Here is a 22,927-nt window from a genome sequence, read left to right as displayed (position 1 = left end):
TGCTCGAACACGGGCTGGTGATGTACGACGCGCTCTATGCGTGGTGCAAACACTGCCAGGCAGAAACGCACAACTGGCCGCCCAAGATGCCTGCATAACAGCGGCGAGGCACACTCGCCCACGCTGTCCGAAGAGGCCCCCGATGCGCAGGCCGCGGCCGCCAACGCCAAACGGTTGCGCCCATGCAGTCAGGGAAAACCAGCGCAAACGTTATTCGCATTGGCCGGTGCCAACCGGCCCAGGCCGCGTTACGATTGGTTTCAATTCGACCAAAATGCGTGTCATGGCCGGGACTATCCTTCGGGCACCCCCACCCGAGGAGATAACCATGAAAACAATCTATCGGAACGCCCTCATTGCACTGCCCCTGCCGTTCCTCGTCGCTGCATGCGGCGGCGGCGATGGCGGTACGGATGCCGGCACGGGCACGCTCCATGTCTCGATGACGGACGCGCCGTCCTGCGGCTTTGATCACGTCTATGTCACCGTCAACAAGGTGCGCGTGCACGCCAGCGCGTCGGCGGCCGACTCCGACGCCGGCTGGACCGACATCGCGTTGGCCACGCCCAAGAAGGTCGACCTGCTTTCGCTCACCAACGGCGTGCTGACCGACCTCGGAACGGCGCCGCTGCCCGCCGGGCAATATCAGCAGTTGCGCCTGGTGTTGTCTCCCAACCAGGGCAACACGCCGGCCAACTCCGTGGTGGTGACCGGCTCGTCGACCGAGCAGCCGCTGGCCACCCCCAGCGCCGCGCAGAGCGGCTACAAGATCATCCAGCCCTTCACCGTGCAGGCCAACACGCTGGTCGATCTGGTGCTGGATTTCAATGCCTGCAAATCGATCGTGCAGCAGGGCAACGGCGGCTACAGCCTCAAGCCGGTCGTCACCGCGACGCCTACGGTGGTGAGCGGCTCGATCACGGGTTACGTGCCCGCCGCACAGGCCGGCGCCACGGTCTATGCCGAGCAGAACGGCCAGGTCATCCGCGGCACGGTGGCAGACGCCACGGGCAAGTTCGTGCTGTCGCCGCTGGTGCAGAGCAGCACCAATGGCGCCTATGACGTGGTGATCGTTGACAACACGCTGCCCACCGGCCATGCCACGGGCATCATCCGCACCGTGCCCGTCACGGCCAGCACCACGACCACGGTCTCCACCACGGGCGCGCCGATCGCGCTGCCGGCCTCCACCACCAATACCGCATCGGGCACGGCCACGGCATCGGCGCAGGCCACCTGCGCGCGCTGCAGACGGTGAGCTCGGTGTCGTACGAGATCACCTCGGCCAATGCCAACCTGGATACCGGCGCCTACTGCTGGCGTTGCCCGCAGCCGCGCCGCTGGTGGGTACGTACAGTGCGACGCTGCCGATTGCGCCGTCAGCCGTGTCGGCATCGGCGGGCCAGTATTCGGTGCAGGCCACCAGCGCATCGGGCGCCACGCTGAGCAATCCGGTCAACGTTTCGGCCGGCAGCCAGACCGGGGTCAACTTCAGTTTCTAACCAGGGAGAACGGGGGCCAACGCCGCCCCCTCACAACACAATGAAGAACATCATCCTCATCCTGTCTTTGGGTGCGTCGCTGCTGGGCGGTTGCGTCTACGTGCCGGTCGACGGCCCGGTTGCGCGCCCGCAAGGCGGCCCAGGTAACGGCTTCTGCCCGCCGGGACAGGCCAAGAAGGGCAATTGCTGAGCCGTTGACCTCAGCGCTTGCGCAAAGAAAAAGCCGGTCTGCGTGACCGGCTTTTCTTTGCTGCGTTGCGGCGCTTACTTGCCCTTGCCCGCGTGCTTGTGCTGCGTGGATTTGCCATGCTGATGCGCACGGTCTGCCGCACGCGCCTTGCCCTTGTCGCGGTCCAGGCTGTCGGGGCCGTTGGTGTTCGACATGCCCTGGCTGCTCATGTGCGCAGCCGAACCGCCACCGGCATTGCCCTTGGCCTGCGCCGACAGCGAAACGGTGCACAGCGCTGCCATTGCCGCCGCCACCATCCATTGTGCTCGGGTCATTTGCTTCCTCCTTCTGGTTTTTGGTTCAACCGATTGTAGGTAGGCACGGATGAGAATGTGCGTTTCAGTGCAACCAAACGTAACGGCATCCCGCGGCGCCGCAGTGCCCCGTGACCCTCGGCACACCTTCCGAACCGCCGAGCGCGCTTGACCGAGATCGGCGATCCAGCCGGCACGTTTCTCGCTGAATTGCGGTGCAGCAAAACACCATGGAGAGACGCAATGGCAAGCCACGGCGGCACCACAACGTCCTACTGGGCGGAAGAGATCGAACTGGCCCGACCGCCATTGACGGCTGATGCTTCATGCGATGTCTGCGTGATCGGAGCGGGCATCGCAGGGCTGTCCGTCGCATACGAACTCGCAGCAGGCGGCGCGGCAGTCATCGTGATTGACGCCGATACCCCGGGCGGCGGCGAAACCGGCCGAACGACCGCCCACCTGATGACGGCGTTCGATGACCGGTACTACAACATCGAACGCCATCTCGGGCGCGACGCCGCACGGACGATCGCGCAAAGCCACACGGCAGCCGTCGCACGGATGGAGGCCATCTGCGCAGCGGAGTCCATCGCCTGCGACTTTGCCCGTGTGGATGGCTACCTGTTTGCCGAATCGGCGGAACAGGACGACGTGTTGACCGACGAACTGGAAGCCGCACACCGTGCGGGGCTGACCGACGTCACACGGGTGGAGCGACGTTCAGACCGGCCGCGTTGCGCTGCCATCGGCACTTCGCTTTCCGGGCCAGGGGCAATTGCACCCGCTGAAGTACTTGCGCGGGCTCATCGACGCCATCGAGCGTCGCGGCGGCAAGATCCATGGCAAGACGCAGGCAATGGACGTGGAGGACGGCCGCCCTGTGGTCGTGCGCACGGCCGGCGGGGCACGCATACACGCCGACAGCGTCGTCGTGGCCAGCAATACGCCCTTCAACGACCGGTTTGCCCTGCATACCAAGCAAGCGGCCTACCGCACGTTCGTGGTCGGCATGAAGGTACCGCGCGACAGCGTGCCGGTCTGCCAGTTCTGGGACACGCTCGACCCATACCACTACGCCCGCATTGCGGGCGACCTCGGCCCCGACGCCCAGCTCCTGATCGTTGGCGGCGAAGACCACAAGGTCGGTCAGGCCGACGATGCCGACCGGCGGCTGGACCGCCTGCGCGCATGGACGCGTGAGCGCTTTCCTGTGGTCGGCGAGCCCATGTTTGCCTGGTCCGGCCAGGTGATGGAGCCGGTGGATGGCGTGGCCTTCATTGGACGCAACCCCGGCAACCACAACGTCTATGTCGTGACCGGCGATTCAGGCAACGGCATGACCCACGGCGCCATCGCCGGCGTGCTGATTCGCGATCTCATCACCCGGCGCGACAACGCCTGGGCCGACCTTTACGACCCATCGCGCAAATCGCTGACGGCTGCACTCGAATACGCACGCGAGAACGCCAATGTCGCGGCCCAGTATGCAGACTGGCTGGGCTCCGGCGCGGCCACGGCGCTGGACAGCATTCCCTCCGGCAGGGGCGACGTGGTCAAGGCCAACGGCCGCCACGTGGCTGCCTTCCGGGACGAGCGCGGCCACCTGAATACGTTTGACGCAGCGTGCCCGCACCTGAAGTGCCTGGTGCAGTGGAACAGCCTTGAAAAATCGTTCGATTGCCCGTGCCACGGCTCGCGGTTCGGTTGCGATGGCGCGGTGCTGCACGGGCCGGCGAAAACGGGCTTGCACCGCGTGGACGTCGGCGGCGACGTACCGCCAAAGGCGACTAGCAGTTGACGTGCCTCACTTCGGCATCGGCTCGTAATGCACCTTGCTGCGCCATTTGCCGTTGACGAGCGTTTCCTCTGTGAGCTTCATCTTGTCGCCGGAAGCCATCACCTCTTCCATGTAGCGCGCGACGGCGACCGGCACATCGTGGTCGACGCGGTACGTGGTGGTCTCGTGATAACAGCACCCGCCCTTCGCAAAGGTGCGCAGACGCTTGCTTTTAACATCGACCTCAAAGAAACCGAGTGTCGACCGGATGAGCGAAGTCATCTCACTGTTGGGTACAAAGCGCTGCGCCTGCGCATTGAACAGATAGATGTCGTAGCTCGGGCCGCCGTAGCTGCCTTCGTTGCCGGTCTGGATGCCGAAGTCCTCCAGCCCATCGAAGTTGAAATCCCCAACGTTGATCACGCCCTGGTAGTCATAAAGGCGCGCTGAGTTGACCAGCGGCCCCTTGCTCCCCTTGGGCAGCGTGACAAAGACGTTCGGCAGGTTGATGACCTGGCGCACGGCGCGCTGGCCCTTGTCATGGACAAGCAATTGGGCAGGCCCTTCGCAGGTCGTGTCCTCCTTGCTGTTGTCCCCCGGGCAGGCTTCGAGCATGCGCAGCACGAAGTCGTGCTGCTTGGCGATCGCGTTCAGCCGGAAGACCGGGCCATTGACCGGCTCGCCCGGGTCCGGAAACGCGGGCTGCGCTTCCAACTCGTCAATGCGCGCGCGGTACGCCTCCTTCAACGCGGCCACGTCAATATGGCCAGCGGGCGCGCGTTGCTTCAGCCAATCGCGCTGCCCGGCTTTCAACGCATCGGTGTCGGCGCCGTGCTTCTTCAATGCGGCCCGGTACGCATCGGCCAGTTCGCTATCCAGCGCAGAGAGTTGCGCGTCGTTGCAGATGGCGTGCTCAATTGGGGTGCGCGCGGCGGCGCAGTCAAAGCTGGTGGCACGCGCAGCTGCGGGCAACAGGGCGATGGCAAAGGCGATGGCGGAGATGCCGCGAAATGGCGTCATTGGATGAACCCCTGGGAAAGCGGATGTGAGCGTGTGCGCGATTGTGCTGCGGAATGGGCCGGTCTGGTGTGCTTTCTCCGCACTTGGCCGCCTTCACCGCCCGGCCAGAGCGGCACGGGAAGAGTTTTCCTACCATGGCAACCACCCCGCCCCAAAAAACGATGAGGTACGCCATGGCCTTTCCGATGCACAACCGCCAGACCCACCCCGCAGACAATCCCCCTACCTACCGTGTGCATGGCATCGTGCGCACCCTATCCGTTGCGGCCGCGCTGCTGCTGCCGCTGGCCGCCTGGGCCGCCGACCCCATCGACGACGCGCTGGAGCAGTGCCTGAAAACTCCCCACGGCCAAACCACCGCCGGCATGACCGACTGCACGCACACCGCCTATCAGGCGTACGACCGGCAGATGAACACGCTGTATCAGGCCGTGATGGCCAAATCCGACCCCGTATCGCGCGAAGCCATCCGCAATGCGCAACGTGCGTGGCTGGCCTATCGGAACGCCCAGAAGGCGGCCGACAACGCGCCGTGGCGGGCGGACGCCGGCTCGGTGGCGAGCCCCGATATCGAAGGGCTGAACGTGGAGGCAATCCGCGCGCGCATTGCAGAGCTGGAGTACTACCCGCACTAACCGGGCGGGGAAAAGCCATTGTGGATAACTCCCCATCCGCCTGTGAATAACTCCAGGACAAGCGTGTTGGTTCTCCGGGGTCAGCGTGCAGACAGCACGGGAACAACTTCCCACCGTGTCGACAGGGCCCGACGCGATACCCCGGACTCATCCACGCAACAGCACACCATGTCAGACCGGTTGTCCGTTCTGCAAGTCGTTGATGCCAAAGTGCTTTTAGTGCTTATCCACAGGACTTATCCACCGTTATCTACTACTACTATCTGTATACATAAAGAAGTAAACCTATAAACCCTCTGTCGGGCATCGAGCCCGTGGCTGGGTTGTGGGCAAAGCAGCATGCAGGTGCTGGCGATGGGTGGAGCAACCACCGAACGCCACCGCCCAATCTCTCGCGCAACAGCGTCAAGTGCTCCCCAAGTGGTTCCCGATATCGCAGGCTGATCGCCTTGCTGCAGCTCTATATTTCGAATATATTGGAAATATGGAAGAAACCGACGTTATCCGATCCCTCGCCGCGCTGGCCCATGGCCTGCGCCTCCAAGTGTTTCGCATGCTGGTGGTCGCAGGGCCTGCGGGCATGACACCAGGTGCGATTGCCGAACAGCTCGACGTGCCGGGCGCCACATTGTCGTTTCACCTCAAGGAACTGACGGCCGCACGCCTGGTAACGCAAGAGCGTGAAGGCCGCAACCTGATCTACCGCGCGGCGTATGACCACATGAACGCCCTGCTGGGCTTCCTGACCGCCAACTGCTGTCAGGGCGAAGCCTGCCTGGAAGCGAACGCCACCGACTGCAAATGCTGAAGGAGCATCCCATGAAACGATTTCACGTCCATCTCCACGTTGACGACCTGAGCAAGAGCATCGCCTTCTACTCCAAGCTCTTTGCCGCCGAGCCGACGCGCGTGGAAACCGACTACGCCAAGTGGATGCTGGATGACCCGCGCATCAACTTCGCCATCTCCACACGTGGCAATGCCCCGGGCGTTGACCACCTTGGCTTCCAGGTGGATGACGCCGCCGAGCTGGCCGACCTGAAGGCCCGCGCCGAAGCCGCAGACATGGCACTGCTCGACGAAGGCGAAACCACCTGCTGCTATGCCCGCAGCGACAAGCACTGGATCACCGACCCGCAGGGCATCGCGTGGGAGCACTTCCATTCGCTCAGCAACATCCCCGTCTTCAGCGAAGACAAGAAGGAAGAAGCCGCCCCGGAGGCTTCTGCCTGCTGCGCACCGCGTGCTCCAAAGGGCAAGCCGATCGGCATTGCCGTGAAGTCCGGCTCCGGCTCATCCTGCTGCTAAGGGCGCACGCATGACCACCAACGTCCTGATCCTCTGCACCCACAACTCCGCACGCAGCGTGCTGAGTGAAGGGATGCTCAATCATTGGGCCAAGCAACTCGGCAAAGACGTGCGCGCCTACAGCGCCGGCAGCGCACCCAGTGGCCGCCTCAACCCGTTCGCACTGGAAGCCCTCACCAACGCAGGCATCGACACCGCCGACTACCGCAGCAAGAGCTGGGACGAGTTTGTTGCGGACGGCGCCCCGCAGATGCGCATCGTCATTACCGTATGCGACAGCGCTGCAGCCGAGACCTGCCCGTATTGGCCCGGCAGTCCCGTCAAGGTGCATTGGGGTTACGCCGATCCGTCAAACGCGACGGGCGGCGACGAGGGCAAGCGCCAGGCTTTCGAACTGACACGCCAGGCCATCGGTTATCGCATGTTGCAGTTGCTGGCCCTGCCGCTGGGCAGCATGAGCAATGCCGAGCTGCAAACGGCGTTGGAACGCATTTCGCAAAACTGATCCGAAGCCCGCCCAATGACCGCATCCAACGTAGCGCCGCCGGCACAGGCTGTCGCCAAGCCTTCCATCAACTTCTTCGAGCGCTACCTGACCGTCTGGGTGGCCCTCTGCATCGTTGCCGGCATCGTGCTCGGCCAGGTGCTGCCCGGCCTGTTCCAACAGATCGGTCGGATGGAATACGCACAGGTCAACCTCCCGGTCGGGCTGTTGATCTGGGTGATGATCATCCCGATGCTGGTCAAGGTGGACTTTGGCGCATTGCATGAGGTGCGCCAGCACGTCAAAGGCATCGGCGTCACGCTTGTCGTGAACTGGCTCGTCAAGCCGTTCTCGATGGCGTTTCTCGGCTGGCTTTTCATCCGCCATCTGTTTGCGCCGATGCTGCCTGCGGACCAGCTCGACAGCTACATCGCAGGCCTGATCCTGCTGGCTGCCGCACCGTGCACCGCAATGGTGTTCGTCTGGAGCCGGCTCACGGGCGGCGATCCGCTCTTCACGCTGTCACAGGTGGCGTTGAACGACAGCATCATGGTCATTGCTTTCGCACCGCTGGTCGGTCTGCTCCTGGGCATGTCCGCCATCACGGTGCCCTGGGCGACGCTGCTGACTTCGGTCGTCCTCTACATCGTCATTCCGGTGATCCTCGCGCAGATCTGGCGCAAGGTGCTGCTCGCCAAAGGCCAATCAGCATTCGACGCGGCAATGGCGAAGATCGGCCCGTGGTCGATCACGGCGCTGCTGGCAACGCTGGTGCTGTTGTTTGCTTTCCAGGGCGAAGCCATCCTGAAGCAGCCGCTCGTTATTGCACTGCTGGCGGTGCCGATCCTGATCCAGGTGTTTTTCAATTCAGCGCTGGCCTACTGGCTCAACCGCGCGGTGGGCGAAAAGCACAATATCGCCTGCCCGTCTGCGCTGATCGGCGCATCGAACTTCTTCGAGCTGGCCGTCGCGGCTGCGATCAGCCTGTTCGGTTTCCATTCCGGTGCAGCGCTGGCTACCGTCGTTGGTGTGCTGATCGAAGTGCCGGTCATGCTGCTTGTCGTGCGCATCGTCAACCAGACGCAGGGCTGGTACGAGTGCCGGACGTAGCAGTGCACGTTTCAATCCAGCAGTAAGCGCGCCTGAATCGTCGGGCGAGTACCCAAAGCAGCCGCAACGCCTGAGGCGCCCGCGCGCCTTACCCTCTCCTTCGCGCTTGCGCCTCGCGTGGCGCGTACTACTCTTGACGAGGCCCCGCGTCGCGCATTTCCTACGGCGCGGTCGGCCGATCCGCAGGCTGCTTCCCCCCGGCCCGGCCAGCCCCCGCTCCCCCAAGAGAGAACAGCCATGCGAAAACTGTTTGCAGTGCTCGCGCTCATGCTCGCCATGACGCGCCCCGTGCAAGCGCAGGTGAAACCGTATCCGCCGGGCTTTCGGCACCACAACATCCAGACCGATGGGGCGACGCTGTTTGTGCGCGTGGGCGGCAGTGGCCCGGCGGTGGTGTTGCTGCACGGCTTTGGCGATACGGGCGACATGTGGGCACCGCTGGCCGCCGAGCTGGCGCGCACGCATACCGTGGTGGTGCCGGATCTGCGCGGCATGGGTTTGTCGTCGCACCCCGAAGGCGGCTACGACAAGCGCACGCAGGCCGGTGACATCCGCGCCGTGCTCACCAAACTGAACATCGACCAGGCCGACGTGGTCGGCCACGACATCGGCACCATGGTGGCGTTTGCCTATGCAGCGCGCTATCCGGACAAGACCACGCGGCTGGTCGTAATGGACGCCCCGTGCCGGGCGTGCCGCCGTGGGAGCAGATCGTCCGTTCGCCCAAGCTCTGGCACTTCTCCTTCGGCGGCCCCGATGCCGAGCGGCTCGTCAAAGGCCGCGAGCGCATCTACCTCGACCGCTTCTGGAATGAGTTTGCCGGCACCCCTTCCAAGATCGACGAAGCCACGCGCGCGCACTACGCGCGCCTCTACGCCAAGCCGGGTGCCATGCATTCAGCGTTTGCGCAGTTCCTGTCGATCCCGCAAGACGCGGAGGACAACCAGAAATCCATCGCTACCAAGCTGCCCATGCCGGTGCTCGCCATCGGCGGCGCCAAGTCGTTCGGCGAGAACGAAGCCATCGTCATGCGCAACGCCGCCACCAACGTGCAGGAGCTGGTGATTCCGGATGCGGGGCATTGGTTGATGGAGGAGCAGACGCAGGCTACGGTGGGTGCGGTGGTTAAGTTTTTGGCGCAGTAGCGTCGGTCTTCTGCATTTTCTTCATTGGTGTTTCACGCAGCTCAGCGAAAGGAGTTTCCAATGCAGCCAGTCGTCCGAGTCTCGATTCTTCGGTGTCCGCCAGACAAGTTCGCCGAGATGCGGCAGATGATGAACGACCTCGAAGCCGTGCTCCGGCCCGGTATTGAAGCGATGCGCGGGTTGGTCGCGTTTTATGTGGGCGAGGACGAGTCGACATCGTCGCTGTCGAACGTAAGCCTGTGGACTGATCTGGACGCGGCCAAGCAACTCGATACGTTCCGGCCGATGCTGGACTCGGGCAAGCCCTTTATCGACAAGGGCGGCACGTTTGAGCGGCCGATCATGAACTACCTGCCGATGTGGGAGTTGAAGCCGGTGGGGAAGGTTTGAGGTATATGAGCGCCACATTGAGGTTTGCTGGCTGCCTAGTCCTCCTGGCCGCGTGTTTGCACGCGAGCGCGCTTACGCCGCCGCGCCCGCCATCGGAAGTTACAACGTTCATTGAGGAACGGAAGACCTGCGACTACATCCGTCGGCAGGTGATTGAGGAAGACAGTCCGGAGCAGGTTGCGCGTCGAGAAAGGCTGCTCGACAGCTTCGACATCTACTGCGCTGGCACAGACAAGCGTCTTGCTGCGTTGAAGCGGCGGTACAAAGACAACCCCGCTGTCATGAGGCGGCTCAGTGAGTTTGAGGAGCGCGTTGAGTGATAGCGCGGGGCGGCTTCCCTACCGTCCGGAGACTGCGCCGCCTGTTCACCGCTAGACATAAGGCGCCTCAGAGCCGGTGAAAGGCCGGCTTTTGTCGCTAAGCGAGGGAGGCGGGGCCTGACGACAGGGGTAGCAGACCGGCCTCACAGGAAACCGGTAGACCCGAAGATCTCCCTGCCCGGCGCGCCGTAAAAGCAATAGGCGCGCACAAGCTCCGGACAAAAAAGCCGCGTGGCAGCGGCTATCCGTCCTATGAGAAAGAGACGGGCTGCTACACCCGGCTGCCATTGCTGCAGCAGCGGGCGAATTGTAGCGATGGGGGCCCGTTCCAACTTCCGATTCTGTGCGTTGACGTCAGGCCCATTCCAGGGCGCTAGCGCAACAAACGACCGCTCGCGCGCGCTCCACGCAGGCGTATGCAGTGACGGCTTGACATGCATCAATGGCGCATCGCACCCGTCTTCTACATTGGCAGTGATATCTGGAGCAAATGACACTCAAGGATGGTCATCATGGCAAACACTCGACGCACCCTTATCGCAACCGTCTCGACCACGCTCGTGTGCGTGTGGACTTCTCTGGCGCTCGCTGCGGGCCCTTCGAGCAGCGCCGAGCATGACCATACTCACGCAGAGAAGAAAGCCGCAGCACCGGCTGCAACGGCTGTGCAGCAAAGCAATGCCGACTTTGATGCCCAAATTGCTCATCTCCGTGCCATCAGGGAACGCTTGGCATCCGCCAAGACGCCTGAACAACGTCAAGCGTTGATGGACGAGCGCATGAAAGTGATGCAAGACATGATGGCTGGCATGCGGCAGACGGGCGACATGAAGCCAATGAAGGGAAAGAGTCAGGCCAGCCAGATGGCGATGTGTCAGGGGATGATGGAACGGCACACGGCCATGATGCAGGAAATGATGCAGATGATGATGGATGGCCAAGGCATGGGCATGGGTGGCGGAATGGGCGGCATGATGTCTAAGTAGGTGGATAGCCGAGTCGCGCAGTGCGGCGCTGGCGCAACGCTCACCGTTGACCCTCCCAAATGGGAGGGTTCATCGTTTCTTGAGCATGAGAAAACGCACGATGCTTCCCAAAGTGAGTGCGTCCGGCAGTAGGCGAACTGATAGGAGCCGATGTCCATGGAAGAGCACCGCCACATCCACGCAGCCGAGCACGATCACACTCACTCGCATGATCAGCACGCCGGTCATCGCCTTGAAGCACACGGTGCAGTGCACGAACACGGCCGGGCCGCAACAGCCCCCGCCGAATCCCAAGCAGGCACCATCTACACGTGCCCAATGCATCCTGAAATCCGGCAGGACCGCCCAGGGAATTGCCCGATCTGCGGCATGACGCTGGAGCCCGTCATTCCGGAGTTGGACGAAGAAGAGAACCCGGAACTCATCGACTTCCAGCGCCGCTTTTGGTGGACGCTGCCGCTCACCATTGCAGCGTTCATCCTCGCGATGTTCGGACACCGATACGGCTGGATGGATGCTTCGCAACAAAGCTGGGTCGAGCTGGTCCTGTCGACACCCGTGGTGCTGTGGGCGGGTTATCCCTTCTTCCAGCGGTGCGCACAGTCGTTCGTGCACCGTAGCCCGAACATGTGGACGCTGATCGGCCTCGGCACGGGCGCCGCGTATCTGTACAGCGTGATCGCCACCGTCGCGCCAGGGTTGTTTCCCCAGACGTTTACCGAGCACGGCCGGATCGGCGTCTACTTCGAGGCGGCGGCGGTCATCATCTCCCTCACGCTGGTGGGCCAACTGTTGGAGCTGAAGGCGCGATCGCAAACTTCTGCCGCCATCAAATCACTGCTGGGTCTGGCCCCCAAGACGGCCCGGCGCGTCAACGCGGACGGCACCGAAGCCGATATACCGCTGACCCATGTACACGTTGGTGACCGGCTGCGCGTGCGGCCGGGCGAGAAGGTGCCCACCGACGGTATCGTGGTCGAAGGCACCAGCTCGCTTGACGAATCCATGATTACCGGCGAGCCCATCCCCGTGACAAAGCGGGTGGGCGATCACGTGATTGGCGCGACGATGAACACCGCAGGCAGCTTGATCATCGAATCTGAGAAAGTCGGTTCCCAAACCGTCCTTTCGCAGATCGTTCAGATGGTTGCGCAGGCCCAGCGCTCCAAGGCGCCCATGCAGCGCATGGCGGACAAGGTCGCGGGCGGTTTCGTTGTCGCTGTGGTGGCCATTGCCGTGCTGACCTTCTTCGCCTGGGGCTTCTTTGGGCCGCAGCCAAGCTGGGTGTATGGCCTCATCAACGCGGTCGCCGTGCTGATCATCGCCTGTCCATGTGCGCTGGGTCTTGCCACACCGATGTCGATCATGGTGGCGAGCGGCAAGGGCGCGTCGAACGGCATCTTGTTTCGCGATGCCGCCGCCATCGAGAACCTGCGCAAGGTTGACACCCTCGTGGTCGACAAGACCGGAACGCTCACCGAAGGCAAGCCTGCGTTTGAACGCAGTGTGGGCGCCAACGGTTTTGATGACGTGGAAGTGCTGCGCTTGGCGGCCAGTCTGGATCAAGGCAGCGAACACCCCTTGGCTGCGGCGATTGTGGAGGCTGCCAGAGCGCGCGGACTGTCTCTGCACAAGGCGGATAACTTCGAATCCAGCAGCGGTATCGGCGTACGCGGCGCTGTCGCCGGCAAGAAGCTGGCGCTGGGTAATACGGTGTTGATGGAACAAGAACGCATCGATGCAGCTCCGCTGGCCCACGCCGCAGACGCGCTACGCGCCCAAGGCGCGAGCGTGATGTACCTGGCCGCAGACGGCAGGCTTGCCGGTCTGCTTGCCGTGTCAGATCCCGTTAAATCGACAACGGCGGAAGCGTTGGCGCAGTTGAAGGACGCAGGCATTCGTGTGGTGATGGCCACCGGCGATGGCACGGTCACGGCAAGAGCGGTCGCTGAGTCGCTGGGCATCGCCGAGTTTCATGGAGAAGTCAGGCCCGCGGATAAATTGGCGCTTGTGACGAAGCTGCAAAGCGAAGGCCGGACAGTCGCCATGGCAGGTGACGGGATCAACGATGCGCCCGCGTTGGCAAAGGCCGATGTCGGTGTTGCCATGGGTACGGGCACGGATGTCGCCATGAATAGCGCGCAGGTCACGCTTGTGAAAGGGGACCTGCGCGGCATCGCACGCGCTCGGAACCTGTCCGAGGCAACAATCGCCAACATGAAGCAAAACCTTGGGTTTGCGTTTGTCTACAACGCCCTGGGCGTGCCGCTTGCCGCTGGTGTTCTCTACAGCGCAACCGGGTTGCTGCTGTCACCCATGATCGCAGCGCTGGCGATGAGCCTGAGTTCAGTTTCGGTGGTATCGAATGCTCTGCGTCTGCGTCGGCTAAACATCTGACCCGGCAGCAGTTTCCACGCTGCCGCGCCAAGCCGGCGATTCAATTCTCTGGCGGAAGCTTTGCGCTCAGCCAAGCGAAAAACGTTGCCGCAACAAACGCCCAGACCCCAAGGATGACATCGGCATAGGCCGTGCTCCCGAGCGTTGCTTTTCCGCTTTGCAGTGTGTGGAAGTCGATGCCATGGAACAGCGCCGTCATGAACTGCATGAACGGCTCTGGAAATGCGTACCAGACCATCGCACACAGTGCGTAGAACAGCATCACCGTAAAGGCGAACGTGGCTCCAGTTCTGAGCGGCTTCATGGCAGCCTCCTGATTCAGCATCGGTACATCAGAGCTTCCTGTGCACCTTGTCGTTGCGGGCACCTTCGCCAAAGCGGGGAAAGAACGCGGGTGTCTGGTCCCGATAAGTTTCATATTCGCGCCCGAACTCGGCCAGGGCTTGGGCTTCTTCTGCCTTTGCCAGGCGCACATACATCCATACAAGGATCGGGAACATGCCCAGTGTCAGCAGCGTGGGCCACTGGAACAAAAAGCCGGCCATGATGAGGATGAACGCCACATACTGAGGGTGCCGCAACCGGGCGTAGATACCCGTGGTCGCAAGCCGGTGAGCGCTTTGCGCAACGTAGAGCACGCGCCATGCCGCCGCGAGCAGGATGAAGCCGCCAAAGATCAGCACGTTGCTCACGATATGGAACAGGCCAAAGTGGGGGTTGGCTCGCCAGCCAAACATGACTTCCAGCAGATGCCCTGAGTCATGCGAAAGAAAGTCGACGCCAGGAAACTTTGCTGTGAGCCATGGATACAGCAGATAAATCGTCAGCGGTATCCCATACATTTCGGTGAACAGCGCAACGATGAACGCCGAGAACGCACCGAACGAACGCCAGTCCCGCGAGGTTTGAGGCTTCGTAAAGCTGAAGGCAAAGATGATGAAGACGGCGGAGTTGATGAACACCAGTGACCACAGGCCGTACCCGAATGTGCTGTCGTGTTGCATCACTGTTCTCCCGGGGCGTCGGCGCGGTCAGCGTTGGCGGGTGGGTGCCCGTGATGCCGATGGCCATGACCACCATGCATGAACACATGCATCAAAGGACATGCCGCAAGCAGCAGAAACGGCAGGAACTGGATCACGTGCGCCTGATGCTCGGTCCATAGGAAGTACGCAACAACCAGCAGAAAGCCGATCAGTACAAGCTTCGATCGCGTGATGGCTGGCGCAGCGTCGTCACGTTGTTGCCCGGGTTCATGGTTCTCCATATCCGCCTCCGGCCAGAGCAATGGGCTCACCAAGCTACGTCTCTAGTATTGGCGTGATGCAGAAAGAGGAGTTGACCCGGATCAACACGATCCAATGACTTCCCCTTGTGCGATACGACAATCAACGGCCCTCTTCTTGCTCGGGCCATCACTGCCGTATTCGATTCAGCCGCCCCGGAGTTGCCATAGCGTTGTTGTCTTGAATTAACGCTCGCATGGTGGACGGCCTGGCTCTGTCCTTTGAAGACAGCCACCTCCACTACGCCCCGCCAGCATCGGCATTCCCGCCCGTCACGGGAATGCGTCAATCCGTTGTTATTGGCTGTTGTAGCCACGCCGCTCTATGGCGGCTAACACGTCCCACGTCTGCGGATCAACGTCGCGGCCCCCGAGCGACATCGATACGTAGGCATCAATTGCATCCACAAAGCCCTTAACGAACGGCGGTGGGAATGACTGCGCGGAAAACAACTGCAGTTGTTCCAGCAGCATGCCCGGCCGACATTGGCCGTGCGTACACATGGCAGTGCGGATGCGCTTGAGATACGCCCGCGCTTCGAGCGCGCCGTTCAGGTAGACGCGGTTTTTGGTGAGTCCGCCTGCGTTGGACGATGTGGGCGCGTCGGTGGGTGGTGGAGATGGATAAGACGCGGGGCGGTACCCGCTTTTGACAGATGGCATGTCGGCCTCTCTAAGTTGCATCGGAGGCTCGCCATCTCGTTGCTACACGGGGTGGCGGGCCTGACGGCGGGGTAGCAAACCGGCCCTTAGAGAACGACCGGCAGACCCGAAGGTCTCCCCGCCCGGCCCGCCATGAAAAACGCAAGCGAACGAAGGCGGACCGTCGCCTGCGCGACAGTCTCTCTAAGGATGCTATGCGGGTTGCTACGCCCGGCTGCCGTTGGTGCGGCAGCGGGGGAATTATAGCGATGGGGGTACACACCGGATTCTGATTTTCGTACGCCGAGCTCCGAACTCGGGCAGCCGAGCCAAAAGCCTCACACGCGGAGCTCCGAGCTCGGGCAGCCGAGCAAAAAGCCTCACACGTCGAGCTCCGAACTCGGACGGCCGAGCAAAAAGCCTCACACGCCGAGCTCCGAGCTCGGGCAGCCGAGCAAAAAGCCTCACGTGTCGAGCTCCGAGCTCGGACGGCCGAGAAAAGCCTCACACGTCGAGCACCGAGCTCGGACGGCCGAGCAAAGCCTCGCGCGTCGAGCTCAGAGCTCGGGCCGTCGAGAACGCCTCTCGATGTGTCGAGTTGTGAAGGCCGCATCAGATCACTCTGATTCTTCGTCCAAAACTGCCTTCTGGCATTGCGGAGCTGCGCTGCAGCGGCCAATCTCCCGCCCTCGTGCCCTAGATGGCACGGCACTGCCAATTGATTTGCGAGGAGTGAAATGCCGCAGAACTTGATTTCGTATCAGCTCACCTCGGCCGATCTGGCCGCCGTGGACGGCGCGCTGAAGACGCTGGAAGACCGGCTCGCCAGCCTGATCGACCTCACCCCGTTGCAGCGCCGAACGCTGGTGAAGATGGGCGACAAGTCCGAAGCCTTCGCACGCAAGGCCGTGGAGGTGCTGAACACCAATCCCAACCTGCTACCTGGCAATTTCGACCTTGCCGAACTGCGCCGCGATCTGGCGGGCTTCGATCAGCTACGCAGCCGCCTCATGCGCGTGGCGCGCATTCACGAACGCATGGCGGATTCGCAGTTGGCGCTGGGCAGCGATGTGATGAGCGCCACGTTGGAGGGGTATGCGTTCCTCAAGGTGGCGGGTCAGGGAGAAGGGTTGGACGCGGCGCGCAAGGCGCTGGCGGTGCGGTTTAGTCGGGGAGCAAAGCGAAAGGACGACGAAGCTGGCAGAGCTGATGAAAGATCGTCGGATGAGGAGCAGCAGGCGGAATTATCGTAGACGTGCTTGGATGATGCGGAGGGGCTTGGTACGAGTCCGATGTGAAGAAAGTCCGCTGAATTGGAATAACACATCTTCCAATAAATAAGAAACAAATCTCAATCATTAAACTACGCTTTAAGACCTAGCATTCTCGGATATATCTTGGGAAAGATATTTCCAATCAACTGAATGCGAGGAAACTATGTGGGACAGTAATGCAGCGGCCAATCACGTTCGACAGCATGCACAAAGCCAAAGCACTGGGAACTGTGCAAAGTATGTTCGAAAGGCGATTGAAGCAGGAGGAGTCAGTGTGACGCCAACACGTTCGGCAAAGGACTATGGGTTTCCCTTGCGTCAGGCCGGGTTCATCGAACTGGACGACGCTTCGTCGCCTCGTCGAGGAGATGTGATCGTGATCCAACCCATCCCCGGGCACCCCCACGGCCATATGGCCATGTTTGACGGATCAAGCTGGGTATCAGACTTTGTCCAGAACAATGGGTTTTATCCCGGCCAAGCGTATCGAACGCAAAAGCCGCCGTACAAACTGTATCGACGTCATTGAGGCAAGGATGAAAAAAACACTGTCATTTTGGCTTGCCGGTTTTCTAATGGCATTCTCGTGCGCGTCCTATGCTGACGCTGACTTCTCTTGGTCTGCAAGCGAAACAGTTCTATGTCTGGTACATCAACAAGCAGGTGAACCAGGTGTTCCCGCTTCAGATCGCGAGATTGGTCGCTACGTTGACGCGTCTACGGTTGAGAGCCTGCGCAGAGACTACAGGCGAGACCAACTTCCTGGCGGTGCGGACTACTTTCTGAAGGCGCAGGATTACGACGAACGTGATTGGCTCGCTCATATCAAGCCAGGTCGGCCGCTCACGTTCAGCGAGGCTGTTGTCGTGCCTGTGAGTTTTGGCTCGCGTAGCGAGGTCACCGTTCTCGTGTTTTTCACCAAACGACATGATGGTTGGAAGATCATCAAGGTCGATGACATGCTGCCCTATTCATCACCGGGTAACTGACATAGGGAGCCGCCTCGTGCGGCTCTTTTGATTCTGGAGCGCAGTCATGACCCAAGATCATTGCACTTACCGAACGACGTGGTCCTCTGAAGATGGGGAATACGTTGGTCTCTGTGCGGAATTCCCGTCGCTCTCGTGGCTGGCTGCCACGCCGGAAGGTGCGCTTGCCGGTATTCGCAAGGTTGTTGCCGAAGCGGTGTGCGACATGGAGGCGAATGGGGAGAAAGTCACCGAGCGAGGTGCCGTCTGCGCCTACAGCGGCGAAATCAAACAAGCTATTCTCTGAGTGCGTCCATGTACCCATAACTCCTTGCGCCGGAGATCGCAAATGTTGGAAGAGAACATCAGTAGCGCCTTCCTTCGTGACAACGCGGCGAAACACTTCCTGTGTCTCAGCTACAAAGCGGCTCGTCCCGGCCAGGCGCCTAGCGTTCATTTCGCATCATGCTTTGTCGTGAAAATCGACGAGCATTGGTTTCTCTGTACTGCCGGTCACGTAGTCAATGGACTTAAGGCAGCGCTGGCAAGCGGCATCACACTCACAGAGTTCAGCTTGCAGGACAAGCTTGCGGGCAACGACCATCCGTTTGGTGTTCCATACCCTTTCAACGCTGAAGATTGGATGGTGATCGACGACGATGCTATTGGCGTAGATTTTGCGGCGACTCAGCTCTCTGCGTTGTTAGTCGACAACCTTCGCGCAGGTGGTGTCAAGGCAATTGAAGAGACTGCTTGGGGTCCTCCGCCTCTTGACCTATATAGACCCTGGTTGCTTGCAGGCATTCCTTCGGAAACGTATAGCAAGGTCGGCAACAAACACATCGTGAAACTCACGATCATGCCGCTTCTGCCTTCGGCTGCACCCGTCACTTCGGCATCGACAAATACGGCAGCAAAAGTGTTCGGAGCGCTTGTAGAACAGCCGGACCTCGATGGTGCTTCTGTCGACGATATTGATGGTATGAGCGGCGCACCTGTATTCGGTATCAAAGAAGTCGACGATGGGTTGCGATACTGGCTGATCGGCGTGCAGAGCTCTTGGTATCCGACTTCCCGCATCGTCGCGTTTTGTCCGATTTTGCCTATTCTTGACGCCCTAAAAATCGCCATACGGCGTGTGCAAGACGGCAATGCTGGATAGCCCCCAATCAAATCCAGATGCTCGGATGCCATCCACCCACAGACACGAGAAAAATGGAACTCAAGCTAGAAAAGCCGTTTCGACTACATCTTGATGTCTACGAGGTCGACGAGCGTGTGCCCTCAATGCGCATGCGTGTCGTAGCCGAGGTGCAGCGGTTGGGGAATCGATTCGACTATAAGGGGAACCTATGGTTTGACTGTGCCATATGGGAGGCGTTTGTCTCGGGCTTAACCAATATCGAAGAGAAAGCGACCGAACTCATCGATATGGACGATCGCTTCGTCTTGCGACTTTGCGTTGAATCTGGAACGCCGATGATCTCTTGGCGCTTCAAAGACGTTGGTTTACCCGGCCCTGTTTGCACGCTTACCTACCAGTCACCCATTGACCTAGACGATTTGGCGTACGTTAGAAATCGGTTCACCGAGCTAAATCGTTGGTGGTGAAGGCTTGTTCCTTCTACACAGCGAAGCAGCCTTTGCCAATTTCGTGTCCCAAGTGTGAGCGCCATGAGTAAGACAACGAGCCGCGCTAGGGCAGCTCGTCTTGCAGAAGTGTTGCTACTAACCGGCCACTGAGGCCCAGCTAAATGCCAGAGGACCGCGACCTCACATCAAACTGGAACCAGACGTCGAAATACCTCCGGGAAGCAAGAGCCAACCTATCGGAGGCAGCGGAAGGCGTCTGTGCAGACGAAATTGCACAGTTTGATGAGTATCTAGATCACAACGAACTCGAGCTGGCCCTAGATGCCATTGAAGCGGTGTTCGTGAAAGGTGACGATGGCAATTGGCGCGTGCTCGAATTTATGGCCATGGCGGCGCTGAGCATGCAGTTGGTAGCACGGCAGGAGCAATACGATCAGCATCTGACAGAGGCGCGGGGTTGGACCTACAACACCTCGCTGCCCCGTCAAGCGCCTCGCATGTAGCAAGCCGGTTTTTACACGGCGTTTACACCCCTCCCCCAACCTTTACCCCGTTTTACCCCCTTTCCCTACTGTTGCACTGCACGCAGGCCCTGTGACGGGAGCCTGCCTGCACGCCGCATCCGGCCCCGTTGAAGCGCATCTGCGCCGGGCCGGGCGGCACCTAAAACAACAAGGGAAAGGTCCATGCAAGCCAAGGTTTCTTTGCACGCCACCGTCATGGGTGGCGTTGTCTTCTGTGCCGCAGCACTGTCCAGCGCGACCGCTTTTGCGCAGTCCACCGACGCTGCGCCGGCACCCGTTGCCACTCCGGCCGCCCCCGCCAGCCCGTTGACGGCCAACGTCACGCTGGCCAGCCAGTACCGCTATCGCGGTCTCATGCAGACCAACAACAAGCCCGCCATTCAGGGCGGTGTGGATTACGCGCTGCCCAACGGTTTCTATGTGGGCAACTGGAACTCTTCGATCAGCTGGCTGGGGGATTCCAACCCCAACGTCTCCGCCCCCATCGAGATGGATTTCTACGGCGGCTACAAGACCGAGCTGATGAAGGACGTGCCCATTGATGTGGGCGTGCTGCAGTACTACTACCCGGGCAGCTACCCAAGCGCCTACACCCGCCCGCACACCACCGAGGGCTATGCGCAGATCGGCTACGGGCCGGTCTCGTTCAAGTACTCGTACGCGTTCTCCAACCTGTTCGGTTTGCAGATAGCCACCACAGCCAGTACTTCGATCTGTCGGGCAACTTCGACACCGGCTTCTGGGGCCTGACGCTGAACCTGCACGTGGGCTATCAGCAGGTGCCGCACCAGGTAGTGCGCACCTCGTACGCCGACTGGAAGGTGGGCGTGACGAAAGACTTCGGCAGCGGTTGGACGGCATCGCTTGCGTACATCGACACCAACGCTGCGCGCGCCGCGTACACCAACACGCGCGGCAACTACATGGGCAAGGCCACCGCGCTGCTGGCCGTGACCAAGACGTTCTGACCATCACGACCTGAAGGAAAGGGGAGCGCATATGGACCTCGTTTATCTCGCCGGCCTTGCGGTGCTGGCCCTGGCAGTGGGCGGCTTGCTCGCCCTCTCCGGCCGGCTTGCCACCAAAGACCAACCGACCACGCACGCGATGGAGAAACAGCAATGACCTGGCTCTATGTGCTGTCCGGGGCTATCACGTTGGCCTTGTTGATCTATCTGTTCGTGGCCCTGCTGTGGCCCGAACGCTTCTAACAACACTGTGAGGCACACCATGAATGCGTTCCTCCTCCAGCTGGCGATCTATCTGGTCGTGCTGCTGGTTCTGGCCAAACCGCTGGGCGCGTATATGACTGGCGTGTTTGGCGACAAACCGTCGCGCGCGCACTGGCTCGGCCCCGTCGAGCGGCTGTTCTATCGCGTGGCCGGCGTCAACCCGCAGGCCGAGATGGGCTGGAAGCGCTATGCGCTGGCCGTCATCGTCGTCAACGTGCTGGGCGCGCTGGCGGTGTATGCGCTGCAGCGCGCGCAGCAGTGGCTGCCGCTCAACCCGCAGGGCTTTGGCGCCATCACGCCGGATTCATCCTTCAACACGGCCATCAGCTTTGTGAGCAACACCAACTGGCAAGGCTATTCGGGCGAAAGCACGATGAGCTATCTCACGCAGATGCTCGGCCTGGCGGTGCAGAACTTCCTGTCTGCGGCGACCGGCATTGCGGTGGTGATTGCGCTCATCCGCGGCTTTGCGCGCCACTCGGCCAACACCATCGGCAACTTCTGGGTCGACTTCACGCGTGCCACGGTCTACGTGCTGCTGCCGCTGTCGATTCTGGTGTCGGTGTTCTTCGTGAGCCAGGGCGTGATCCAGAACTTCGATGGCTACAAGGAAGTGACCACCGTCACCGCCACCACGTACGACAACCCGAAGATGGACGCGCAGGGCAACCCGCTCAAGGATGCGCAGGGCAACGCCGTCACCGAGAAAGCCACCACGCAAACGCAGACCCTGCCGATGGGCCCGGTCGCCTCGCAAGAGGCGATCAAGATGCTCGGCACGAACGGTGGCGGCTTCTTCAACGCCAACTCCGCCCACCCGTACGAGAACCCCAACGCGCTGACCAACTTCGTGCAGATGCTGGCGATCTTCATCATCCCGGCGGCGCTGTGCTTTACGTTTGGCGGCATGGTGGGCGATGGCCGGCAAGGCTGGGCCGTGCTGGCGGCGATGACGGTGCTGTTTGCCGTGCTCGCCGTCTTCCTGGCATGGGCTGAACTGCATGGCAACCCGATGCTTGCGAACCTCGGCATCGACCAGGCCGTGGGCAACATGGAAGGCAAGGAAACGCGCTTCGGCATCGTGGCTTCGTCACTGTTTGCCACCATCACCACGGCAGCGTCGTGCGGGGCGGTGAACGCCATGCATGACTCGCTGACGGCGCTGGGCGGCTTCGTGCCGATGTTCCTGATGCAGCTGGGCGAAGTGGTGTTTGGCGGTGTGGGTTCGGGCCTGTACGGCATGCTGGTGTACGCCATCCTGGCCGTGTTCATTGCGGGCCTGATGATCGGCCGCACGCCGGAATACCTCGGCAAGAAGATCGAGGTGTTCGAGATGAAGATGACGTCGATCGCCATCCTCGTCACGCCGCTGCTGGTGCTGGTGGGCACGGCCATCGCCGTGGTGGTTACGCAGGGCAAGGCGGGCATCTTCAACCCCGGCACGCATGGCTTCTCTGAAGTGCTGTACGCCTTCTCGTCCGCCGCCAACAACAACGGCAGCGCGTTTGCGGGCCTGTCTGCCAACACGCCCTTCTACAACGTGGCACTGGGCATTGCGATGTGGCTGGGCCGCTTCTGGATCATCGTGCCGGTGCTGGCGATGGCAGGCACGTTTGCCGCCAAGAAGCGCCTGCCCGTGACGGCCGGCACGCTGCCCACGCACGGCCCGCTGTTTGTGGTGCTGCTGATCGGCTCGGTGCTGCTGGTGGGCGCGCTCACGTACATCCCGGCGCTGGCGCTCGGTCCCATCGCAGAACACCTCACACGCTAAGAACCTGCCCATGTTCCTACTGCGCGTCCCGATCTTGGCCCTGCGATGCTCGCCGTACACCTGTACGGCTGCGCTTCT

25 protein-coding genes and 5 pseudogenes are annotated in these 22,927 nt (G+C 61.4%); 24 read left to right on the top strand and 6 right to left on the bottom strand.

Annotated features, from left to right (window positions below; all coding sequences use genetic code 11):
* From OWR21_RS05135 to OWR21_RS05125, 3 genes and pseudogenes are all read left to right on the top strand, one after another.
* Window positions 1-98 (top strand): annotated as a pseudogene (locus tag OWR21_RS05135) (chromate resistance protein ChrB domain-containing protein); the annotation flags it as partial.
* Window positions 99-328: 230 nt separating this feature from the next.
* Window positions 329-1,502: pseudogene (locus OWR21_RS05130) on the top strand (DUF4382 domain-containing protein).
* Window positions 1,503-1,542: 40 nt separating this feature from the next.
* Complete coding sequence (locus OWR21_RS05125) at window positions 1,543-1,692, top strand: hypothetical protein (RefSeq protein ID WP_186829252.1); 150 nt, start codon at window positions 1,543-1,545, stop codon at window positions 1,690-1,692.
* A gap of 74 nt (window positions 1,693-1,766) precedes the next feature.
* Here the strand turns inward: OWR21_RS05125 and OWR21_RS05120 are convergent, their stop codons facing one another.
* Window positions 1,767-2,006, bottom strand: a complete 240-nt coding sequence (locus OWR21_RS05120; protein ID WP_147214349.1) for a hypothetical protein — start codon at window positions 2,004-2,006, stop codon at window positions 1,767-1,769.
* A 222-nt stretch (window positions 2,007-2,228) separates the two neighbouring features.
* Here OWR21_RS05120 and OWR21_RS05115 point away from each other — a divergent pair.
* Together OWR21_RS05115 and OWR21_RS05110 are read left to right on the top strand one after the other, a co-directional pair.
* Window positions 2,229-2,666, top strand: a pseudogene (locus OWR21_RS05115) (NAD(P)/FAD-dependent oxidoreductase); the annotation flags it as partial.
* A gap of 115 nt (window positions 2,667-2,781) precedes the next feature.
* Window positions 2,782-3,786, top strand: coding sequence for an FAD-dependent oxidoreductase (locus tag OWR21_RS05110; RefSeq protein WP_332394728.1), 1,005 nt, complete (start codon window positions 2,782-2,784; stop codon window positions 3,784-3,786).
* A gap of 6 nt (window positions 3,787-3,792) precedes the next feature.
* Here OWR21_RS05110 and OWR21_RS05105 read toward each other — a convergent pair whose 3' ends face one another.
* Window positions 3,793-4,785, bottom strand: a complete 993-nt coding sequence (locus OWR21_RS05105) for a lysozyme inhibitor LprI family protein (RefSeq protein ID WP_332394727.1) — start codon at window positions 4,783-4,785, stop codon at window positions 3,793-3,795.
* A 173-nt stretch (window positions 4,786-4,958) separates the two neighbouring features.
* Between OWR21_RS05105 and OWR21_RS05100 the strand changes: the two genes are divergently transcribed.
* The 9 genes from OWR21_RS05100 to OWR21_RS05060 all read left to right on the top strand — a co-directional run bounded on the left by OWR21_RS05100 (window position 4,959) and on the right by OWR21_RS05060 (window position 13,560).
* A complete protein-coding gene (locus OWR21_RS05100) occupies window positions 4,959-5,420 on the top strand; it encodes a lysozyme inhibitor LprI family protein (protein ID WP_332394726.1) in 462 nt (153 codons plus the stop codon).
* A 484-nt stretch (window positions 5,421-5,904) separates the two neighbouring features.
* Entirely contained in the window at window positions 5,905-6,228 is a 324-nt protein-coding gene (locus OWR21_RS05095; RefSeq protein WP_147215610.1) for an ArsR/SmtB family transcription factor, read from the top strand.
* A gap of 11 nt (window positions 6,229-6,239) precedes the next feature.
* Complete coding sequence (locus OWR21_RS05090) at window positions 6,240-6,728, top strand: ArsI/CadI family heavy metal resistance metalloenzyme (protein ID WP_147215602.1); 489 nt, start codon at window positions 6,240-6,242, stop codon at window positions 6,726-6,728.
* A 10-nt stretch (window positions 6,729-6,738) separates the two neighbouring features.
* Window positions 6,739-7,233, top strand: coding sequence for an arsenate reductase ArsC (locus OWR21_RS05085; protein WP_332394725.1), 495 nt, complete (start codon window positions 6,739-6,741; stop codon window positions 7,231-7,233).
* Window positions 7,234-7,248: 15 nt separating this feature from the next.
* Window positions 7,249-8,322, top strand: coding sequence for an ACR3 family arsenite efflux transporter (gene arsB / locus OWR21_RS05080; RefSeq protein ID WP_332394724.1), 1,074 nt, complete (start codon window positions 7,249-7,251; stop codon window positions 8,320-8,322).
* A gap of 237 nt (window positions 8,323-8,559) precedes the next feature.
* Entirely contained in the window at window positions 8,560-9,387 is an 828-nt protein-coding gene (locus tag OWR21_RS05075) for an alpha/beta fold hydrolase (protein WP_442968598.1), read from the top strand.
* 140 nt (window positions 9,388-9,527) lie between these two features.
* On the top strand, window positions 9,528-9,857 hold the full coding sequence (locus OWR21_RS05070) for a hypothetical protein (protein WP_332394723.1): 330 nt from the start codon (window positions 9,528-9,530) through the stop codon (window positions 9,855-9,857).
* A gap of 832 nt (window positions 9,858-10,689) precedes the next feature.
* Entirely contained in the window at window positions 10,690-11,163 is a 474-nt protein-coding gene (locus tag OWR21_RS05065; RefSeq protein WP_316889084.1) for a hypothetical protein, read from the top strand.
* A gap of 156 nt (window positions 11,164-11,319) precedes the next feature.
* Window positions 11,320-13,560, top strand: coding sequence for a copper-transporting P-type ATPase (locus OWR21_RS05060; RefSeq protein ID WP_442968597.1), 2,241 nt, complete (start codon window positions 11,320-11,322; stop codon window positions 13,558-13,560).
* Window positions 13,561-13,600: 40 nt separating this feature from the next.
* Here OWR21_RS05060 and OWR21_RS05055 read toward each other — a convergent pair whose 3' ends face one another.
* The 4 genes from OWR21_RS05055 to OWR21_RS05040 form a co-directional block, all read right to left on the bottom strand.
* On the bottom strand, window positions 13,601-13,864 hold the full coding sequence (locus tag OWR21_RS05055) for a DUF5676 family membrane protein (RefSeq protein ID WP_316889080.1): 264 nt from the start codon (window positions 13,862-13,864) through the stop codon (window positions 13,601-13,603).
* Between the two features lie 28 nt (window positions 13,865-13,892).
* Entirely contained in the window at window positions 13,893-14,564 is a 672-nt protein-coding gene (locus OWR21_RS05050) for a methyltransferase family protein (RefSeq protein WP_316889078.1), read from the bottom strand.
* Entirely contained in the window at window positions 14,564-14,827 is a 264-nt protein-coding gene (locus OWR21_RS05045) for a DUF2933 domain-containing protein (protein ID WP_332394722.1), read from the bottom strand. The genes OWR21_RS05050 and OWR21_RS05045 overlap by 1 nt, the downstream gene beginning before the upstream one ends.
* A gap of 315 nt (window positions 14,828-15,142) precedes the next feature.
* Window positions 15,143-15,508 carry a hypothetical protein gene (locus OWR21_RS05040; protein ID WP_332394721.1) on the bottom strand — a complete coding sequence of 122 codons (366 nt, stop codon included), beginning with the start codon at window positions 15,506-15,508 and terminating at the stop codon, window positions 15,143-15,145.
* A gap of 716 nt (window positions 15,509-16,224) precedes the next feature.
* Here OWR21_RS05040 and OWR21_RS05035 point away from each other — a divergent pair.
* The 10 genes and pseudogenes from OWR21_RS05035 to kdpA all read left to right on the top strand — a co-directional run bounded on the left by OWR21_RS05035 (window position 16,225) and on the right by kdpA (window position 22,849).
* The gene (locus tag OWR21_RS05035; protein ID WP_332394720.1) at window positions 16,225-16,740 is read left to right on the top strand and encodes a hypothetical protein; all 516 of its coding nucleotides are present in this window, start codon (window positions 16,225-16,227) and stop codon (window positions 16,738-16,740) included.
* Between the two features lie 443 nt (window positions 16,741-17,183).
* Entirely contained in the window at window positions 17,184-17,750 is a 567-nt protein-coding gene (locus OWR21_RS05030; RefSeq protein WP_332394719.1) for a hypothetical protein, read from the top strand.
* Between the two features lie 46 nt (window positions 17,751-17,796).
* Window positions 17,797-18,030 (top strand): annotated as a pseudogene (locus OWR21_RS05025) (toxin-antitoxin system HicB family antitoxin); the annotation flags it as partial.
* Window positions 18,031-18,078: 48 nt separating this feature from the next.
* On the top strand, window positions 18,079-18,891 hold the full coding sequence (locus tag OWR21_RS05020) for a hypothetical protein (RefSeq protein ID WP_332394718.1): 813 nt from the start codon (window positions 18,079-18,081) through the stop codon (window positions 18,889-18,891).
* Window positions 18,892-18,944: 53 nt separating this feature from the next.
* The gene (locus OWR21_RS05015) at window positions 18,945-19,340 is read left to right on the top strand and encodes a hypothetical protein (RefSeq protein WP_332394717.1); all 396 of its coding nucleotides are present in this window, start codon (window positions 18,945-18,947) and stop codon (window positions 19,338-19,340) included.
* Between the two features lie 143 nt (window positions 19,341-19,483).
* Window positions 19,484-19,825 carry a hypothetical protein gene (locus OWR21_RS05010; RefSeq protein WP_332394716.1) on the top strand — a complete coding sequence of 114 codons (342 nt, stop codon included), beginning with the start codon at window positions 19,484-19,486 and terminating at the stop codon, window positions 19,823-19,825.
* A 183-nt stretch (window positions 19,826-20,008) separates the two neighbouring features.
* Window positions 20,009-20,814, top strand: a pseudogene (locus OWR21_RS05005) (TorF family putative porin).
* 31 nt (window positions 20,815-20,845) lie between these two features.
* A complete protein-coding gene (locus tag OWR21_RS05000; protein WP_004628489.1) occupies window positions 20,846-20,971 on the top strand; it encodes a hypothetical protein in 126 nt (41 codons plus the stop codon).
* Window positions 20,968-21,057 (top strand): K(+)-transporting ATPase subunit F, encoded by a 90-nt coding sequence (kdpF, locus tag OWR21_RS04995; RefSeq protein ID WP_332394715.1) that lies wholly within the window; start codon window positions 20,968-20,970, stop codon window positions 21,055-21,057. The genes OWR21_RS05000 and kdpF overlap by 4 nt, the downstream gene beginning before the upstream one ends.
* Before the next feature lie 19 nt (window positions 21,058-21,076).
* Window positions 21,077-22,849 carry a potassium-transporting ATPase subunit KdpA gene (gene kdpA / locus OWR21_RS04990; RefSeq protein WP_332394714.1) on the top strand — a complete coding sequence of 591 codons (1,773 nt, stop codon included), beginning with the start codon at window positions 21,077-21,079 and terminating at the stop codon, window positions 22,847-22,849.
* The last annotated feature ends 78 nt before the right edge of the window (window positions 22,850-22,927 follow it).

It is taken from the genome of Ralstonia sp. 1B3 (genome assembly GCF_036631435.1).
This window is presented reverse-complemented; position numbering and strand designations above follow the sequence as displayed.